Here is an 18,183-nt window from a genome sequence, read left to right on the forward strand (position 1 = left end):
GATGTCATGAAAATTCTGATCTTAGGGGCAGGCCGTGTTGGCGCAAGCCTTGCCGAACAGTTGGTGCTGGAGAAAAATGACATCACGGTGGTCGATACCTCTGCCGAGAGTCTGGCGGATCTGCAAGAGCGGTTTGATTTGCGCACCGTGACCGGAACAGCAACCTCACTGGCAGTCTTGGAGGAAGCAGGCGCTGCAGATTCAGACATCATGATTGCGGTTACGGCAGACGATGAGGCCAATCTCGTGGCCTGTCTATTGGCGCAGCGTCGATTCAATGTTCCTAAGCGGATTGCGCGGTTTCGTTCCACCCAGTGGGTTCAAAATCCGGATCTATTAGGCCCAGATGCCTTTGCTGTTGATATGGCCATTAGTCCAGAGCAGACGGTGACGGACTATTTGTTAAAACTGATTGAGATTCCCGAGGCCTTGCAGGTGATTGAATTTGCCCGAGGCCTGGTCAGTTTGTTGGCGGTCAAGGCGGACTCGGCAAGTCCGCTGGTGGGCCACCCGGTGCGCGACTTAAAAGACCACCTTCCCCAGATCGAGAGCAGGATTGTCGCCATTTTTCGCGATAAAGCTGCGATCGCTCCCGATGGCGATACCCGGATCGAAGCGGGTGATGAGGTCTTTTTTGTTACCGCCACCAAAGACATTCGTCAGGTCACCAAAGAACTTCGGCAAGAAGAACGAAGCGTCAAACGCATGATGATTGCCGGCGGCGGAAACATCGGTTTCCGTGTCGCCAAGGGTGTTGCTGGATACATGACCCCGAAAATTATCGAGGGCAATCGCAACCGTTGTAATTATTTGGCCCAGCAGTTAAATGGCCAGGCCTTGGTGTTACATGGCGACTCCACCGACGAAGAACTACTTGCCCAAGAAAACGTGGGCAACATGGATTTGTTTTTGGCGCTGACCAACGACGACGAAAACAACATCATGTCGGCCTTGTTGGCCAAGAAAATGGGCGCGCGCCGGGTCATTGCCTTAATTAATCGCCGGGCTTATGCCGAGTTGATGGAGTCTGGCCGGCTTGATGTTGCGATTACCCCTTCTCACGCCACGATTGGTGAGCTGTTGAAGTACGTTCGCCGTGGCGATGTGGCTGCTGTGCATAGTCTGCGTCGTGGTGCAGCCGAGGCATTAGAGGTTGTCGCCCATGGCGATAAAAAAACATCCAAAGTGGTGGGCCGGCGGATCGAGGAAGTCGCCTTACCTGCGGGTGCAAGCATTGGTGCCTTGGTCAGGGGTGTGGACACTGAAGATGCCCAGGTCTTAATGGCCCATCATGACACCGTGATTGAGAGTGACGATCATCTGATTGTGTTTGTGACCGACAAACGGATGATTCCAAAGGTAGAAAAACTTTTTCAGGTAACAGCAGGTTTTTTCTAAGGTATCAGGCTGCAGTGGAAAGAATCGAAGACACCCGGGTGGAGAGCAACTGGCCATTTCTGGCTGTTGTTCGCATTCTGGGGATTGTGATTGCGCTTTTTTCACTCACGATGTTGGTGCCTGTTGGGGTTGCGCTGTACTACAACGATGCCGCCTTGCTGGCCTATGACGAGGCCATCTTAATTACTGGGATCTCAGGCATTTTGATTGCCGCGGTAACCTGGTGGCATAAGCGGGAGCTTTATCCCCGAGATGGTTTTTTATTGGTGGCCTTGGTCTGGATGGTCTTGCCGGTTTTTGCGGCAATTCCCTTTCTTCGATATTTCCCAGACATTACCTTTGCCCAGGCCTATTTCGAGGCGGTCTCGGGCCTGACCACCAGTGGTTCTACTGTTTTGGTGGGATTGGATGGCATGCCCCAGTCGATTTTGATCTGGCGATCTTTGTTGCAATGGCTCGGTGGCATGGGCATTTTAATTCTGGCCTTGGCCATTTTGCCGCTTCTGGGTGTCGGGGGCATGCAGATTTATCGTGCCGAGATGGCGGGCCCAATCAAAGACAGCAAGCTGACCCCGCGAATCGCCGAGACAGCCAAGCTGCTTTATGGCGCTTACCTGTTTTTTTCAATTGCCTGTTTTTTCGCCTATTGGGGCGCAGGCATGACCCCTTTTGATGCGGTGGTGCACACAGGAAGCACTATGGCACTTGGCGGCTTGTCTTCGCACGACGCAAGCTTTGGCTACTTTAATAACCCCCTGATTGAGTGGGTCGCAATTATTTTTATGCTGATTGCGGGTGTGAACTTCGTTGTGCATGCCATTGCATTGCGTACCCTGTCGATCAGGTCTTATCTTGTTGATGCCCAGGCCCGGTGGTTTTGGTTTACCGCCTTGGCGGGCAGTGGGGTGGTGGGAACTTTTCTTTTTTTAAACGGCGTGTATCCGACCTTTCCAGAATCCATGCGGCATGCATTGTTTAATACGGTTGCCGTGGCCACCACAACAGGCTATTCCACCCAAGACTATGGGGCCTGGCCGCCTTTTGCGGCCTGGTTCATGATTTTTCTAAGTGCTTTTGCCACGAGTTCTGGTTCGCCAGGTAGTGGTATTAAGATGATTCGGCTGGTATTGCTGGTAAAGCAGGCCCGACGCGAGTTGATGCGAATCATTCACCCTCGATTGATTAGCCCTGTGCAGCTTGGCGATTCTGTAGTGAGCAATAAAGTAATTTTTGCGGTCTTGGCCTACATGCTTTTTTATGGCGCAACCGTGATGGTGGCGTCTTTTCTTTTGTTGATGACCGGCATGGACCCGATCACGGCAGTCAGCGCCACGCTGGCCAGCGTGAATAACCTTGGCCCTGGGCTTGGGGATGTTGGGCCAGCAGCTACCTATGCCAATTTATCGAGTTTTCAGCTCTGGATCTGCTCGATCACGATGCTCTTGGGCCGACTTGAACTCTTAACGCTTATCGTGGTGCTGACGCCGGCTTTTTGGAAAGACTAGCCGGATCGCGGGCAACCGATAACGACAGCACGGTCAGGCCAATCCAGATGGCTGTGGCGGCAAAGCCCCACTGAAATGCCGCGCCATCATAGCGGCGTACGCCCTCGACCAACAGGCCATTCCAGCGCCAATCCAGAATTGCGCCAAAAAGCGGCTGCAGACCAATGGCGCCGAGCGTGACCGAGAGATTCACAATCGATGTGATGGTGGCCGTCTTTTGTCCGCCCACCAAGTCTTTGCCATAGGCAAATGAAATCACCATGGCTCCTGCAGAAATGCCGATCAACCAAAGTACAAAAACGGTTAGCCACAGCGATGCGAATGTAGCGCCACTGGCCAACAAAGCAAATCCAACCAACGACAAACAAGTGCCCACCAGCAAAGGTTTTTTACGTTGGCCGCTTCGGTCAGACCAGGGGCCAAAAATTAGGCTGCCGATCGCAAATCCCACCATCATCAACGATGTAAACCCAGTCGCGGTGCGAGCACTAATGTCAAAAACTGTTGTTAGAAACGGCACCCCCCACAGGCCCGCCATCATCACCATACTGCCAGTGACCGCGGTCTGGCCAATGCACAAAAACACCAGGTCTCGCATGGGTAGCCCAGCCAGAGACTCACGAATGGTCATTTTTGCCAACGCATCTTTTGTCTCGGGCGCTGGTGACCAGCTTCGATAGCCACGCTCGCTGGGATCGTCGCGCATGATAAAGATCATGCCCACCATGAGCAGTAAGGCAAAGCCAGCACTTCCTGCGACTACGATTCGCCAGCCGAACTCATCGGATAAAAGTCGCAGCGGAAATCCAGCCAACACAGCACCGAGTGTGCCGACCGCAAGGGATAAGCCCGAGATCGACGCGAATTTTTGCGGCGAGAACCAGTGGGCAGCAAGTTTGAGCATGCCGATCCAGCCCACTGCGGCCGCACCACCAATAATGCCCCGCCCAACGGCAGCGGTAGTGAAGGATTCTGCAAACGCGAACAACAGGGTGCCTGCTGCGGCGGCAGCAGAAGCGCCAATAAAGAGTTTACGTGGCCCAAATTTATCAGCGAGCAGCCCTGACGGCAGCTGCATGATGGCGTAACAGTAGAAATAAGTGGCGGACAACCAGCCCAAGGCCGTTGCCGTTTGCGCAAGTTCTTTCGACAGTTCGTGAGCAAGGGCAGCCGGCGTTACCCGTTGAAAAAAACCGTACAGGTAAAAGGCGGCTGCTAGCCCCCACATGAGAAAGGACAGCCCAAGGGGCGGGATCGCCGCCCGAAGGGCGTCTTTATGGCTTGAAGTCACGCTCGAGAAGGGCCTTGAGATTTAATAGTTATAAAAGCCGCGCTTTGTTTTTCGGCCCAGATAGCCCGCATCCACCATTTCTTTAAGTAATGGGGCAGCGCGATATTTTGGATCTTCAAAGGCTTTATAAAGCACATCCATGACGGCGAGCAGCACATCTAAGCCAATCAGGTCGGCTAAGGCCAAGGGGCCAATGGGATGGTTGCAGCCCAGCTTCATGCCTTCGTCGATTTCTGCGGCGCTGGCCAGGCCCTCTGCATAGACAAAAATTGCCTCGTTGATCATGGGGCACAGGATTCGGTTGACCACAAAACCCGCCTGGTTTTTCACGCCGATGGGGGTCTTGCCCAAGGCGGTTGCCAGCTCTGTAACAGTCTGAACAGTGGCATCGGAGGTTTGCAGGCCACGAATCACTTCTACCAGGGCCATCATGGGGACTGGATTGAAAAAGTGCATGCCGACAAACTGTGCTGGGCGCTGTGTTGCTGCAGCAAGTTTGGTGATAGACAAAGAAGAACTGTTGGTGGCGATAATGGTTTCAGGGCGCAGTACTGCTTCTACTGCCTGAAGAATTTTTATTTTGATGGCCTCGTTTTCCGTGGCTGCTTCAATGACAAGGTCCGCTTTGGCAAGATCATCTACCTTGGTCGTTGTGCAGATATGGCGCAGTGTTTCCTGTTTCACGTCTTCCGTGAGTACGCCTTTTTTGATCAGCCGATCCAATGAGCTGCTAACAGTGGCTAACCCTTTTTCCAGGGCAGGCGCAGCGATATCTTGCATGATGACGTCAAACCCTTTTGCAGCAAAGGCTTGTGCAATGCCGTTTCCCATGGTGCCGGCACCAATAACGCCAATGGTTTTAATGGCCATAAGTTTTTCCTTTATTTCTTTTTAAAACGATACACGGCGAGCGTGCTTCTTAAGCCAGCAAGCCAGTTAATCTTTTGGTTATCGTGTAAAAACGCTCGATTCAGAATTTCAAAGCCAAGTTTGGCCAACAACTCTTCAAAATCATTGGCGGTGGCAAAGTGGCGGTTGGGTGTGTTGTACCAGGCAAAAGGCAGACGCTTATTCACCGGCATGTGCCCGCTTAGCAATGACGTTATCGTAGACCAGTGCCCAAAATTTGGAATACTGACAATACACTCACTGCCAATTTCTCCAATCTCACGCAAGACCCGCTCGGTCTCTTGGGTCGCCTGCAGGGCCTGAGACAGCACGACGACATCAAACCTGCCGCGGGCAAACATGGCCAAGCCACGGTCGATGTCTGCTTGTATTACAGGCACTTGACGGCCCACACAGGCCAAAACTTTTTCGTCGGCAATTTCTACCCCAACGATTTCGCAGTCTTGCTCTTGAGATAACCAGTGCAGCAAGTCGCCATCACCGCAGCCAAGGTCTAAGACACGGGTTTTGGGTTTGATCCAGGTGGCAATCTCTGCCAAGTCGGCCCGCAAGAGTTTTTTGCTCATGCCTGACACTCCTTGGCAACACGATCAAAATAGGTGGCGATCAGACGATGATAACGAGCATCGTCCATTAAAAAGGCGTCGTGACCATGGGGGGCATCAATCTCCGCGTAGGTGACAGATTTTTTTTGTGCCAATAGCGCCTCAACAATTTCACGGCTCATTTCGGGCGGGAAACGCCAGTCGGTCGTAAACGAGACCAGTAGGCTGTTGGCCGTAATGGGTGAAAAAGCCTTGGTCAGCTGGCCGTCGTGATCTTTCGCTGGATCAAAATAATCCAGGGCCCGTGTAATCAGCAGATAAGTATTGGCATCGAAATAAGTGGAAAACTTTTCCCCCTGATAACGCAGATAGGACTCAATTTCGAATTCCACATCAAAGCCAAATTTGTACTGGTTTCCCCCCCGAAGCTGGCGGCCAAACTTTTCTGCCATATCGTCATCTGAAAGATATGTGATGTGGCCAATCATGCGTGCGACCGACAAGCCAAGCCGTGGCACCGTATTTTTCGCGTAGTAATTGCCACCATGGAAGTCTGGGTCATTCACAATGGCCCGTCGTGCGACTTCATTGAACGCGATGTTCTGCGCTGAAAGCCTTGGGGTAGAGGCCACGATCACCGCATGCCGAAGCCGGTTGGGATAAGCCATTGCCCATTGCATGGCCTGCATGCCGCCAAGGCTGCCACCCATGACGGCCGCAAATTGTTCGATCCCCAGTTGGTCGGCAAGGCGGGCCTGGGCATTGACCCAGTCATCAACAGTCACCACTGGAAAACTTGCCCCATAGGGCTGGCCGGTTGCTGGGTTGATCGAGGCTGGCCCAGTTGAGCCGAAACAGGACCCCAGGTTGTTGATCCCAATGACAAAAAATCGATTGGTGTCGACGGGCTTTCCTGGCCCCACCATGTTGTCCCACCAGCCGATGTCTTTTGGATTGCTGGCATGCCAGCCTGCTACATGATGGGATGCGTTGAGCGCATGACAGATCAGAACGGCGTTACTTCGGTCGGCGTTGAGCTGCCCATAAGTCTCATAAACCAAGTGATATGGCGCAAGCGACTGCCCGCTCTTTAAAGCAAGCGGTTCGGTGAACTCAGCGGTTTGAGGAACAACGGCACCTACAGACTGGGCCTCGGGTTTTTTTTGCATGCCTAATTCTGACCTAAGCCGTTAAAAGTACCTAGCCGGGCCAGGTTCTGTCAAACCCGTGACAATCTTTGACAAAGCCTGGCCTGTGGCTTTGGCGTGTCCACACAGAGTTGACCTTTTGTGACAATTTTTGGACTACTGCAATTTGATACTCACTCTTGCCCACTATGAAAGGAGGCAAGAGATGACTACCCACCCCAACCACTATCGACCCCAGCGGCCAAACCAGACGGTTATTCCGCCAACATCCTTGCTGGCGCGAGATGCAGCACCCAGGCCCTTTCGGCGGCTTGAAGTCCGCCCACTTGAGCAGCCTCAGGCAATTACTCCCCGCCAGCAAGAGGTTCTTTACTGCCTGGTTGAAGGCAAACCCACCAAAAGGATTTGCGCTGAATTAGGCATGTCCGAGGGAACAGCCAAGGTTCACATTGGGGCGATTTTCCGTGCACTACGGGTGAGAAACCGGACGCAGGCGACTCTGGTGGCACTGAAAGAGGGCTGGATTTACCCCGAGATGTGGTCTCGTTCTTGATTCCACTTTGCCAGGGCGGCGGACAACTTATTGGGGTCGCCCTGGCGCAAGATTTTTGCAGAGTGTTTTACACAATCACTTGCCCGGGAGCGCAACAGTTCTTGCTTTACCACCAAGACTTGGGCGGGATGCATTGAAAACTCACGAAGACCAAAGCCAAGCAATAATCGGGTAAGGTCTGGATCACCAGCCATTTCGCCGCAGACGGATACTGGCACCTTGCGTTTGTCGCAGGACTGGATAACGCCCCGAATCAATCGGAGCACGGCAGGATGTAAGGGGTTATACAAATGGGCCACTTCCCCGTCCGCACGATCAATTGCCAGGGTGTATTGAATTAAATCGTTGGTACCCAAGGATGCAAAGTCAATCACTGGGATCAACCCATCAATTGCAAGTGCCGCAGCGGGCACCTCAATCATGGCCCCAATCGGAATTGCGGCATCAAATTTCTTGTTTTCTGCCTCTAGTTGCTCCATCGCGTGTTTGACCAGCTTTCTGGCGGCAGCCATCTCTTGCGGACCGCTCACTAGGGGAACAAGCAGTTTGATGGGGCCGTGGGCAGAGGCACGCAGAATTGCCCGAAGCTGCGTGATAAAGAGTTCAGGTTCGGCAAGACAAAGACGAATGGCTCGAAGGGCCAGGGCGGGATTGGACGGTGTTTCTCGATGGGCTGAGACACTGGGCACCTCTTTGTCCGCCCCAGAGTCGAGTGTTCGAATGGTGACCGGGCGACCCTTCATGGCTACCACGACATCGCGATAGGCCTCGTACTGTTCGTCTTCTGAAGGTGGGTCGTTGCGATTCATATACAGAAATTCGCTTCGGAAAAGCCCTACGCCATGGCAGCCGACATCAAGCGCTCGCGGGGCATCGGCGGGCAAGTCTAGGTTGGCAAATAACCGAATCGATTCTCCGTCCAGGGTCTGGGCCGCGACATTTTTCAGTCGGACAAGCCGGCTTTTGGCCAGTGCCTGCTCGGCCTGGCGAACCTCATAGATGCTGCGGATTGGCGCATCGATACTGCCAAGAACAACACCAGCTTCTGCATCGATGATGATTGGTTCGCCCTGTTTGACGAGTCGGTGCAGGGTCTGAAGGCCGACCACGGCGGGCAGCCCAAGACTGCGGGCAAGAATGGCCGTGTGGGAGGTGGGGCTGCCGGTATCCGTTGCAAAACCAACAAAGGAGTGCTGTTTTAATAACAGCATGTCCGCAGGTGCAATGTCGTGGGCCACCAAAATCCAGGGTAATGCAGGGTCGTCTTCCGCGGAACCAACGTGATCAGAAGGCAATGCTATTCGGTGGCCGCCATCGGGGTGACGCATGGCTTTTAGAATCCGTTCAACAATCTGGCGGACATCCGTACGGCGTTCTCTTAGGTAGGCATCATCAATATTGTCGAATTGCTCTGCGACTAATTCATATTGCTGCACAAGCGCCCATTCAGCATTACAGCATTCCGACAAGATGCGATCGCGGGTTGCCTCGATCAGCATAGGGTCGTGCAACACAATCGCCTGCAAGTCTAGAAACGCCCGTAATTCAGCGGCCACTTCCTGGCCAAGGTCACCCCGCATCCGTTCAAACTCTTCATCAACCGCATGAACAGCAGCGTAGAGTCGATTTACTTCTTGGGGGGCTTCATCTTTTGAGGTGTTGCGTCTTGGCACATCTAAAGATGCTGGGGCTAGTACCCAGGCCTTGCCAATCGCTATTCCACGGCCAACAGAAATTCCCGATACAGAAAAAGCCATGGTTAGGATTCCTCGCCAAATCGGTTTGCGAATAGCTCGACAATCGCCAAGAGTGCCTCGTCGGCCTGATCACCAATAGTTTCGACTTCGACCTCGGTGCCTTTACCGGCGGCTAACATCGTGACCCCGAGTACGCTTTTGGCATTGACCCGCTTGTTGTTGCGGGACAGCCAGACTTCGCAGGGATACTTGGTGGCCAGTTGGCTAAGCTTTGATGACGCCCTGAGATGTAAGCCAAGCGCGTTGATGACCGAGACAGTCTGTTTGGGCATAGGTTATCCAGCCGGACTAATTGGGGCGCAGTTGGGGGCGATGCAATCGGCCAGCTTGTCTGCCAATTGCTTGGCAGGAAGGTGTCGATAGGTTAGCGCCTTGAGCATCATGGGTACACTCACACCAGTCAATCCTTTCACCTCGATTTCAGGGTGAATGGACATCCAGGCGGATGCCGCATTCGATGGTGTTGCGCCCAACAAATCAGCCAGCAGAAGCACCTCGGCCGGCCGGCCTTCTTCAATCCAGATCTTTTCGATGGCCGCCGCTGCTTCATCAAGGGAGGCGTTTGCCGCGATGTCTGCCACCAATACGTCTGGAATGTAACGACCAAAGGCATGGCAGGCGACAGCATGAAGGGCCTGCCCCAGGGGCGCGTGGCAGATCAGAATCAATGCGGTCATGAATGAATAAAGGGATGGGCGACGATAAACCGAGTTTATTGCGCTGGCATGACAGCGTCTATAAATATTGCTGCCACATCGATTCCCGCCTGCGCCGTGATTTCTTGAAATCCAGTTGGGCTTGTTACGTTAATTTCGGTTAAGCACTTGCCAATGATGTCGAGTCCGATCAGCGCAAGCCCCCGGGGGGCGAGCTTTCGCCCCACCGCCCGTGCGATTTCTCGGTCATGCTCAGAAATAGGCTGAACGACACCCTTGCCACCAGCCGCAAGATTGCCCCGGGACTGACCAGCCGGCGGTATGCGGGCCAGTACATGATCGATCGGCTCACCGTTAATCACGATGATGCGTTTATCCCCATCAATAATTTCTGGCAGATAGCGTTGGGCCACGATGCTTGTGGAACCGGTCTGCGTGAGCACTTCGATGGCCGATGGAAGATTGGGGTCATTGGATTGCAGCACGAAAACACCAGCCCCACCCATGGCATCCAAAGGTTTGATCACGATTTTCTCGTGATGGGCTGCAAAGGCCTTGATCGATTGAATATTGCTTGAAATTAGCGTGGGTGGCGTAAATTCAGGAAACTCCAGGGCCGCCATTTTCTCCCCATGATTGCGTAGAGCCTGAGGGGAGTTCACCACAGGCACACCCTGCCGTTCGGCAATCTCAAGCAGTTGCGTGGCTACAAAATAATTCTGATCAAAAGGCGGGTCTTTGCGCATGATGATGACATCAAAGACAGTGGCTTCTTTCCAACTCGCCTCATCTTCGATCCACCATGGCTGGGCCTCGGGCTGATCAATCCGAATTCGGTGGGAAAACACCTGCAGTCTGGCTTGACTCTGATCGGCAGCGGCCCGAAGTTCCTGAAGGCTTGCCGCATGAATTTCAATGCCACGTTTTTGGCATTCCCGCATCATGGCAAAAGTGGTGTCTTTGTAAGTGGCAAAGCCGCTAAGTGCGTCGCAAACAAACAAGACCCGCTGGCTCATGATGCGCCCTGCTCCAGCTCCATTGATGCGGCCAATAAGGCCAGACGAGCAATTACCCCGTAGACATAGAATCGGTTCGGCGCGGCATCTGGGTGGCTGGCATAGTCGGGCTGCAGGCAGCTTTCATCAAAGGGTAGTGGCGCAAATTTCATGCCCGGCGCATTTAAGTTTTCATCGGGGCCACGCTCAGCATGGACCCGATAAAAGCCACCCACCACATAGCGATCCACCATGTAGACAACAGGCTCGGCTACTGCGTCGTCAACGCTTTCCAGGGTGGGCACACCCTCTTGAATCAGGACATCACTGACCTGCATACCCTCTTTGACCACCGCCATTTTGTTGCGTTGTTTGCGGTTGAGATTTACCACTTCACTGGCATCTTTGACCGTCATCACGCCCATGCCATAGGTGCCGGCATCGGCCTTCACTACAACATAGGGTTGTTGGGTAATGCCCAGTTCGTTATATTTTTTCTGAATGCGAGACAACATGCGCGAGACGTTATCGGCCAGACAAGACTCCCCCTCTCGCGCATGAAAATCAACATTTGTACAGGTTGCAAAATATGGGTCTAGCACCCAGGGGTCGATTTTGATTTGCTCGGCAAACATCTCGCAGACTTTCGAATAAGCCGCGAAGTGTTGGGATTTGCGGCGTACCGACCAGCCCGCATGCAGCGGCGGAATGATCTTTTGGCCTTGAATTCCCTTCAGAATTTCTGGAACGCCCGCCGACAAATCGTTGTTGAGCAAAATACCGCAGGGATCAAAGCCAGCCACCCCCACACGGTTTCCGTTCCTAATCAAGGGTTCTAACAGCAGCTGTTCGCCGTTGGGCAGATCAATCGGCGTTGGACTGGTGATCTCTGGAATTAAGGTGCCAATCCGAATATCAAGCCCCGATTGCTTTAGCAGCGCTGCAAGCCGGGCGACATTGGTGAGGTAGAACGTGTTTCTTGTGTGATTTTCAGGAATTAGCAAAAACCGCCGGACATCCGGGCAACGGCGCTCCACTGCAGCACTCATGGCCTGAACAGCCAGCGGCATAGCATCTTCGGACAGGTTATTGAATCCACCCGGGAATAAATTGGTATCCACTACCGATAACTTGAATCCGGCATTCCGTAGATCGACCGATGCATAAAATGGCGGCACGTGGCTGGCCCACTGCGAACGGAACCAGTACTCGATATCGGCACTGGCAGTCAGGATCTGCTGCTCTAGGTGCAGCAGGGGGGCGCCGCCATCGGCAGCATTGAGTATTCGAGGCACCATAACTGGGCATTGTAGCCAAGCTTTTTAAACCCTGTTATTTAAGACCCCAGAAGAAAAAACACCCGCCAGTTGCCCGGCGGGTGGTGAAGAAACACATCGACAAGGAAAAACAAGACTTACATGTAATACGCTTTCTCCCCGTGGGAGGTCACGTCTAATCCTTCACGTTCTTCATCCTCGGGCACGCGCAGGCCAACCACCATCTTCACAATCAGCAGCGCAATCACTGAGACCACTGCGGACAGGATGACGGTAGTGACCACGGCCTCAGCCTGAATCAGCACCTGGGCTCCGATGGAGTAGTTGTCCCCAACTTTGTTGGCCACATAGTCATAGATGCCCATGCCACCCAGCCAAGGCGCTGCAAATACACCCGTCAGGATTGCTCCCACAATGCCGCCCACACCGTGGACGCCAAAAACATCTAGCGCGTCGTCGGCTTTGAGCAGTTTTTTCAGCCCAGTCACCCCCCAGAGGCAAACAAATCCGGACACCAGACCGATCACCAAGGCGCCGATCAATCCGACAAAGCCTGCTGCAGGGGTAATAGCGACCAGTCCAGCGACCGCGCCAGATGCGGCACCCAGCATGGACGGCTTACCCTTTAAGACCCACTCCCCAATCGTCCAGGCCATAACTGCCGTAGCGGTCGCAAACAGAGTGTTGGTGATCGCCAGCATTGCCGTACCGGTTGCTTCCAAGTTAGAGCCACCGTTAAAGCCAAACCAGCCCACCCACAGCATTGCAGCACCGACCATGGTTAGCGTCAGAGAGTGAGGTGCCATGGACTCTTTGCCGTAGCCAACCCGTTTGCCCACCATGTAGGCGGCGACCAGGCCCGCAACACCTGCGTTGATATGAACCACGGTGCCACCAGCGAAATCGAGCGCGCCTTTTGCCCAGAGTGCACCTGCAGCAGCAACCACGGCCTCGAGTGACTTGGCATCAGTAATTGCATCTGGACCATCCCAATACCAGACCATGTGTGCAGTCGGAATGTAGGCAAAGGTGAACCATAGGATCAGGAACAGCAGGACCGCGGAGAACTTCATGCGCTCTGCCGTCGCTCCCACAATCAGTGCACAAGTAAGGGCAGCAAATGTGCCCTGGAAAGCCACGAAGATCAGCTCGGGGATGACCACGCCCTTGCTAAATGTTGCAGCGATGGAATCAGGTGTAATGCCAGTCAAGAAGATCTTATCGAATCCACCGATATACGGGCTACCACCGGTAAAGGCCAGCGAGTAGCCATAAATTGCCCACAACATAAAAATCATGGATGCACCGACCATGACTTGCATGAGTACCGACAACATATTCTTGGTTCGCACCAGTCCGCCATAAAAGAGGGCAAGCCCCGGAATAATCATTGAAAAAACCAAGATCGTTGACAGCATCATGTAAGCCGAGTCACCTTTGTTTGGTACGGGAGCTGCTGGCGGCGTTGCGGCCGCAGCAGGGGGGTCAGCAGCGAAAGCGAGCGATGCCAAGCCTGCGGTGCCGACTGCCGCCAAAATAGTCGGCGCGTATTTCGCGAGAGTAGAAGTGAAAGTTTTCATAAATGCCTCGTTCAAAAAGTGGTCAACACCATCACAGCGCGTCTTTACCAGTTTCGCCGGTTCGGATGCGAATGACTTGTTGCAGGTCATAGACGAAGATCTTTCCGTCACCAATTTTTCCGGTGCGGGCAGCGCCTTCGATCGCTTCTACAGAGCGCTCTAACAGTTCATCTGAAACAGCCGCCTCAACTTTTACCTTGGGTAGAAAGTCGACGACGTATTCAGCGCCTCGATAGAGCTCAGTGTGGCCTTTCTGGCGTCCAAAACCTTTGACTTCCGTTACCGTGATGCCCTGCACGCCGATGGCGGACAGCGCTTCACGCACTTCGTCGAGCTTGAACGGCTTGATGATTGCGGTGATCAATTTCATGTTGTCCTCTTGTTGAAAGTCGGGCCGCGGTGCGGTACCAAGCCCGGTGTGTTGCCATGTTTAATGCTCGGATTAGAAAGCTTTGGTGATTGAAATTGCTGCGCCGGAGTCGTAAAGCTTTTTCGACCGATTGTCAGTTGATGTGTACCAAGCTTTTGTATCGGCACTCATGCTTGACGTGTTGTAAGCCGTTAACCCGATTACCCATCCCTCTAAGTCATAGGCAACTCCAATCGAGTAGTCGGTAAAATCTTTGGTTCCCGCGGTTTTATTAGCTAAGTCTGTTAAACCAACATGCGCCTTTAGCATGAGCTTTGAAGCAATCTCTCTAGAGAAACTTAAGTCGTAGTACATCGTGCCCTTGGCATCCGTAGTGAGAGATATGTCTGCCGGAGTTTTACCAAGACCAAAGTATTGATCACCAAGGGTTCGTGAGACTTTCAGTGAGATCGGCCCGTAACCTGCGCCGATATAGGCCTCTCTGGTGTTGAAGACGTTTTTTGATTCGGTATCGCTTTTTCGTGCGCCAGGGTAGTAGTAATAGATAGCGCCGAGGTCAAAGCTAATACCCATGGCTTCAAACTTGTATCCGCCATAAAGGTCTTGCTCAATTCCAGCCGAGTCATTTGCTGCCCACTCTGAAACCGAGGAGTTCCAGTTACCTAGGTAGAGCCCTGACTTGTGGGCAAAGTCGATACCACCCTGAATAGCTGGTTTTTTGTTGGATTGGGAGATGCCGCGGAACCGGTAGTCCGACGTCAGACCGAAATTTCCACTAATTGTGTAATCAGGTTCCGGCGCTTTTTTATCTTGTGCCAATGCGGGTGCGGTCAGGGCGGCCAGTGAAAGTGCAACCAAGGTCTTTTTCATGGGAATGCTCCTTGTAGGGGTTCGATCTAAAGTGATCGCAAGAAGACAAAGCGAAAGTCGTGCCAGGTCCTTTGGCGTCCGTCTGGCGGACCGGTGGGATGTCTTTTGGGTCTAGTGGCCAGGGTCTGCTGGCCGAAGGGCTGTCGATTCGCACTAAAAAAGTGCGCTTTACGCACCGAATTGAGCCGGAATCGCTATCCTCTCTTCCAGTCCTATCAAGAGGCGTGCTAAATTTGGACTCATGAATAAACCCCCATTCCCTTCTTTTCCGCCCCTTCCCAAGGCGTTTGCTGATTTACAAGACAAAGTCACTGAGTTGATGAAGTCCTCTCCGGCTGCAGATGTAGAAAAGCACATGAAGGGTGCCTTGGCTTCTGCTCTAAATCGGATGGACGTGGTGACACGGGAAGACTTCGATATTCAGCAACAGATGCTGTCTCGTGCCTTGGAAAAGCTCTCTGTGTTGGAAAAGCGTGTTGCTGAGCTTGAAGCCAATAAAAAGGCCTAACCCCTTCGGTCGATAGCGGTTTTTGCTTGCCCCGGGAACAATCCCCGGGTGTCATTAGCAATTGTTCATTCTCGAGCCATTTCAGGCCTGACTGCCTTGCCCGTTCGGGTCGAAGCAGATTTGGCCAACGGCCTGCCCCAGTTCTCGGTTGTTGGGCTGCCCGATGCGGCAGTCCGAGAGGCCCGAGATCGCGTCCGTGCTGCGATCGTTAATTCTGGCTTCGATTTTCCCCAGCGTCGTGTCACGGTGAACCTAGCGCCGGCCGACCTGCCGAAAGACTCTGGCCGTTTCGATTTACCGATTGCCATCGGGATTTTGGCCGCCAGCGGCCAAATCGCTTCAGGCCATTGTGACCAGGCTTTGCAAGATCACGAGTTTGTTGGCGAACTCTCGTTAACCGGAACCCTTTTGCCTGTTAGGGGTGCTTTCGCGCTTGCCATGGGGGTGATCAATGGCCCCTCTTTGACAGGCAGCTTAATTCTGCCAAAGGCCAATCAAGAGGAGGCTTCGCTTACTGAATCCAATCGACTGCGTTTTGCTGCAGGCCTGCGGGAAGTGACTGATTTTTTACAAAAAAACCACCCGCTAGACGGGCCACTTGAAATTGATCAAGCGTTACTCACGATCTCTGATCGGGATTGGTCGGATATTCGGGGGCAGGATTTGGCCAAGCGCGCGGCGCTAATCGCTGCGAGTGGTCAACATAACCTTTTGATGTTTGGTCCACCCGGCGTGGGAAAGTCCATGATTGCATCCCGTATGCCGGCCGTTTTGCCCGCACTTACAAAAAGTCAGGCCTGTGAGTTGGCGGCGATCAAAAGTCTTGAGTCAACCGTGGATCATCACAACTGGAGAATGCCTCCGTTTCGATCACCTCATCACAGCACCCCAGCGCGGGCCATTATTGGCGGTGGTCAGCCCATTCGACCTGGCGAAATTTCGCTTGCCCATCACGGTATTTTGTTTTTAGACGAGCTACCCGAATTTTCTCGTGACGCCTTGGAGAGTCTGCGTGAGCCGCTTGAGACCGGAGAGGTGAGCGTGGCACGGGTCCGTCATCGCGCCCAATTGCCAGCCAATGTGATGTTGGTGGCTGCCATGAACCCCTGCCCCTGTGGTTATTTTGGTGTGTCGCATGGCAAACGCGTTTGCAAATGCTCGCCTGACCGTATTGATCGTTACCGCGGGAAGATATCTGGCCCATTGATGGATCGGTTTGATATTGCTATTCAGCTTTGCGCTGTGGATGATCAGACACTCAGAAAAGCAGCGCGTGTTGATTCGGCGAGCCGTACTTCGGAAATTGCAGCGATCGTCGCTCAGGCCAGAAGCACTCAGATAGATCGACAAGGTAAGCTCAATAGCCGTCTTTCGGTGCCTGAGATCGAGCGCGTCGCCGTGCTGGATGCAAACTCGGAGCAACTCCTGCAGCAGGCCTCTCGCCAGTGGGGCTGGAGCGCACGGTCTTGGCACCGTGTGTTACGGGTGGCGCGCACGGTAGCAGATGTCGACTGCAGCCCCAAGATTACTTTCGGCCACGTGAGTCAGGCCATTGAATTACGTCGGGCTATGGATGCCCATTTGTTGTCTTAGGCTTTCTTAATAACCAAAGCAGGGAAAAGGCCTGAGTGGCGATCCACACGACAAACGCGGCCCGAAGACTGTCGGCACTGCTAAAGCCAAAAGACCCAAACACATCGGCCACGACACCCATGCCCCACTGCACGCTAAAAGCGCCAATAAACACCACGAAATTTAAACTGGTGTTGGCGCGGCCTGCCATCTGCGGTGGAAATGACAGCGTGGCTTTGGCGTAATTCACGGCAGTAAACCCGGTAGCAAAAACCATCAGGCACCAGCCAAACAATGAACTACCCCAGATATTAAAGACGGCTGCGGCGCTGGTGATGAGTAAGACTGCACTGCCGCCAATAATGATGGCGTCTAACGACCAGCCCCATTTTTTAATTTTGGTTGACAGCATCCAGCTCATTGACAGATGGGCAATGGTAGTGACCACGCCCAGTATCAAGAGTGAGACAGCCGCCTGCGTCGATGTTTGACCGTCGACAACGCGAAACCAGGGCCCCATCCACAGGCCTTGCACGGCCATAAAACCACCGTGAATGAAGATTGAAAACGGAATAACGCGACGAATCTCTGCGTGCGAAAAAATTTCCTTCACCCCAGACAGGGTGTCTTGCCAATAAGGCTTGTGATTGGGGTCTGGTTCCGGCAATTGTGGCAATAACCAAAGCAGTCCCAGCAGGGATAAAAAGAATAGACCACCGGTCGCCAAAAACACGCCCCGCCATCCGATATGGGGAAGCGCCAGCTCGACGGGTAGTGTCGCGACCAGCGCGCCAAAGGAGCCCACCACAAGCATGAGCGATGCCAAGGCAGGCTGAAGATCGTCTCGAAAACAAATCCGATAGGCCTTGTAAGACGCCATTAGGCACGCTGACACCCCAATGCCAATGAATGCGCGGCCGATCCAGAGGGCCACAAATTCGGTTGCGAAGCTGCTTATCACGCAACCCACCACCGCGAACAGAAGCAACACGATTTCTACTGTTTTTGGGCCTTTGCGATCCAGTAAGGCCCCCAGGGGGATTTGCATGGCGGCAAAGGTTAAAAAATAGGCACTTGATAAGAGCCCTAACTCAGATGCGGACAGCCCGAGTTCATCAGTCAATGGGCCAGATAGCACCGCGTTGACGGATCGCACGATATACGACAGCAGGTAAGCTGCTGCGAACGGTATAAAAACCTGTGCAACTCTGTAAGGGGGTAAGGCGGGTAAGGACACGAGAGAGATAAC

General features: G+C 53.4%; 18 protein-coding genes. 5 read left to right on the top strand and 13 right to left on the bottom strand.

Annotated elements, in window-relative coordinates; all coding sequences use genetic code 11:
- Positions 1 to 6 precede the first annotated feature (6 nt).
- Together trkA and AOB54_00075 are read left to right on the top strand one after the other, a co-directional pair.
- On the top strand, positions 7 to 1,398 hold the full coding sequence (gene trkA, locus AOB54_00070; protein ID WVN41820.1) for a Trk system potassium transporter TrkA: 1,392 nt from the start codon (positions 7 to 9) through the stop codon (positions 1,396 to 1,398).
- Positions 1,399 to 1,412: 14 nt separating this feature from the next.
- Positions 1,413 to 2,903, top strand: coding sequence for a potassium transporter TrkG (locus tag AOB54_00075; protein WVN41821.1), 1,491 nt, complete (start codon positions 1,413 to 1,415; stop codon positions 2,901 to 2,903).
- On the opposite strand, the gene AOB54_00080 is transcribed toward AOB54_00075, so the two are convergent.
- The 4 genes from AOB54_00080 to AOB54_00095 are packed head-to-tail and all read right to left on the bottom strand — an operon-like array spanning position 2,866 to position 6,817.
- A complete protein-coding gene (locus tag AOB54_00080; GenBank protein WVN41822.1) occupies positions 2,866 to 4,194 on the bottom strand; it encodes an MFS transporter in 1,329 nt (442 codons plus the stop codon). The two genes, AOB54_00075 and AOB54_00080, sit on opposite strands and share 38 nt — an antisense overlap.
- Positions 4,195 to 4,215: 21 nt before the next feature.
- Positions 4,216 to 5,064 (bottom strand): 3-hydroxybutyryl-CoA dehydrogenase, encoded by an 849-nt coding sequence (locus tag AOB54_00085; GenBank protein WVN41823.1) that lies wholly within the window; start codon positions 5,062 to 5,064, stop codon positions 4,216 to 4,218.
- Between the two features lie 11 nt (positions 5,065 to 5,075).
- A complete protein-coding gene (metW, locus tag AOB54_00090) occupies positions 5,076 to 5,669 on the bottom strand; it encodes a methionine biosynthesis protein MetW (protein WVN41824.1) in 594 nt (197 codons plus the stop codon).
- Positions 5,666 to 6,817: a homoserine O-acetyltransferase gene (locus tag AOB54_00095; protein ID WVN41825.1), complete on the bottom strand. Its 1,152-nt coding sequence runs from the start codon at positions 6,815 to 6,817 to the stop codon at positions 5,666 to 5,668. The genes metW and AOB54_00095 overlap by 4 nt, the downstream gene beginning before the upstream one ends.
- A gap of 184 nt (positions 6,818 to 7,001) precedes the next feature.
- Between AOB54_00095 and AOB54_00100 the strand changes: the two genes are divergently transcribed.
- On the top strand, positions 7,002 to 7,349 hold the full coding sequence (locus tag AOB54_00100) for a LuxR C-terminal-related transcriptional regulator (GenBank protein WVN41826.1): 348 nt from the start codon (positions 7,002 to 7,004) through the stop codon (positions 7,347 to 7,349).
- Here AOB54_00100 and ptsP read toward each other — a convergent pair.
- From ptsP to AOB54_00140, 8 genes are all read right to left on the bottom strand, one after another.
- Complete coding sequence (gene ptsP, locus AOB54_00105) at positions 7,322 to 9,106, bottom strand: phosphoenolpyruvate--protein phosphotransferase (protein ID WVN41827.1); 1,785 nt, start codon at positions 9,104 to 9,106, stop codon at positions 7,322 to 7,324. The two genes, AOB54_00100 and ptsP, sit on opposite strands and share 28 nt — an antisense overlap.
- 2 nt (positions 9,107 to 9,108) lie before the next feature.
- Positions 9,109 to 9,378 (bottom strand): HPr family phosphocarrier protein, encoded by a 270-nt coding sequence (locus tag AOB54_00110; protein ID WVN41828.1) that lies wholly within the window; start codon positions 9,376 to 9,378, stop codon positions 9,109 to 9,111.
- A 3-nt stretch (positions 9,379 to 9,381) separates the two neighbouring features.
- Positions 9,382 to 9,783 carry a hypothetical protein gene (locus tag AOB54_00115; GenBank protein ID WVN41829.1) on the bottom strand — a complete coding sequence of 134 codons (402 nt, stop codon included), beginning with the start codon at positions 9,781 to 9,783 and terminating at the stop codon, positions 9,382 to 9,384.
- 35 nt (positions 9,784 to 9,818) lie between these two features.
- Positions 9,819 to 10,778 (bottom strand): glutathione synthase, encoded by a 960-nt coding sequence (gene gshB / locus AOB54_00120; protein WVN41830.1) that lies wholly within the window; start codon positions 10,776 to 10,778, stop codon positions 9,819 to 9,821.
- Complete coding sequence (gene gshA / locus AOB54_00125; protein ID WVN41831.1) at positions 10,775 to 12,055, bottom strand: glutamate--cysteine ligase; 1,281 nt, start codon at positions 12,053 to 12,055, stop codon at positions 10,775 to 10,777. Before gshA ends, gshB begins: the two co-directional genes overlap by 4 nt.
- A gap of 116 nt (positions 12,056 to 12,171) precedes the next feature.
- Positions 12,172 to 13,614, bottom strand: a complete 1,443-nt coding sequence (gene amt, locus AOB54_00130) for an ammonium transporter (GenBank protein ID WVN41832.1) — start codon at positions 13,612 to 13,614, stop codon at positions 12,172 to 12,174.
- Between the two features lie 31 nt (positions 13,615 to 13,645).
- Positions 13,646 to 13,984 carry a P-II family nitrogen regulator gene (glnK, locus tag AOB54_00135; protein ID WVN41833.1) on the bottom strand — a complete coding sequence of 113 codons (339 nt, stop codon included), beginning with the start codon at positions 13,982 to 13,984 and terminating at the stop codon, positions 13,646 to 13,648.
- A gap of 72 nt (positions 13,985 to 14,056) precedes the next feature.
- The gene (locus AOB54_00140; protein ID WVN41834.1) at positions 14,057 to 14,854 is read right to left on the bottom strand and encodes a TorF family putative porin; all 798 of its coding nucleotides are present in this window, start codon (positions 14,852 to 14,854) and stop codon (positions 14,057 to 14,059) included.
- A 241-nt stretch (positions 14,855 to 15,095) separates the two neighbouring features.
- On the opposite strand from AOB54_00140, the gene AOB54_00145 reads away from it, so the two are divergent.
- Both AOB54_00145 and AOB54_00150 read left to right on the top strand, forming a co-directional pair.
- On the top strand, positions 15,096 to 15,362 hold the full coding sequence (locus tag AOB54_00145; protein ID WVN41835.1) for an accessory factor UbiK family protein: 267 nt from the start codon (positions 15,096 to 15,098) through the stop codon (positions 15,360 to 15,362).
- A gap of 48 nt (positions 15,363 to 15,410) precedes the next feature.
- Positions 15,411 to 16,955: a YifB family Mg chelatase-like AAA ATPase gene (locus AOB54_00150; GenBank protein WVN41836.1), complete on the top strand. Its 1,545-nt coding sequence runs from the start codon at positions 15,411 to 15,413 to the stop codon at positions 16,953 to 16,955.
- Here the strand turns inward: AOB54_00150 and AOB54_00155 are convergent.
- Positions 16,930 to 18,171: an MFS transporter gene (locus AOB54_00155; GenBank protein WVN41837.1), complete on the bottom strand. Its 1,242-nt coding sequence runs from the start codon at positions 18,169 to 18,171 to the stop codon at positions 16,930 to 16,932. The two genes, AOB54_00150 and AOB54_00155, sit on opposite strands and share 26 nt — an antisense overlap.
- Between the last annotated feature and the right edge of the window lie 12 nt (positions 18,172 to 18,183).

It is taken from the genome of beta proteobacterium MWH-UniP1 (assembly GCA_036362785.1).
Taxonomy (GTDB): domain Bacteria; phylum Pseudomonadota; class Gammaproteobacteria; order Burkholderiales; family Burkholderiaceae_A; genus Lacustribacter.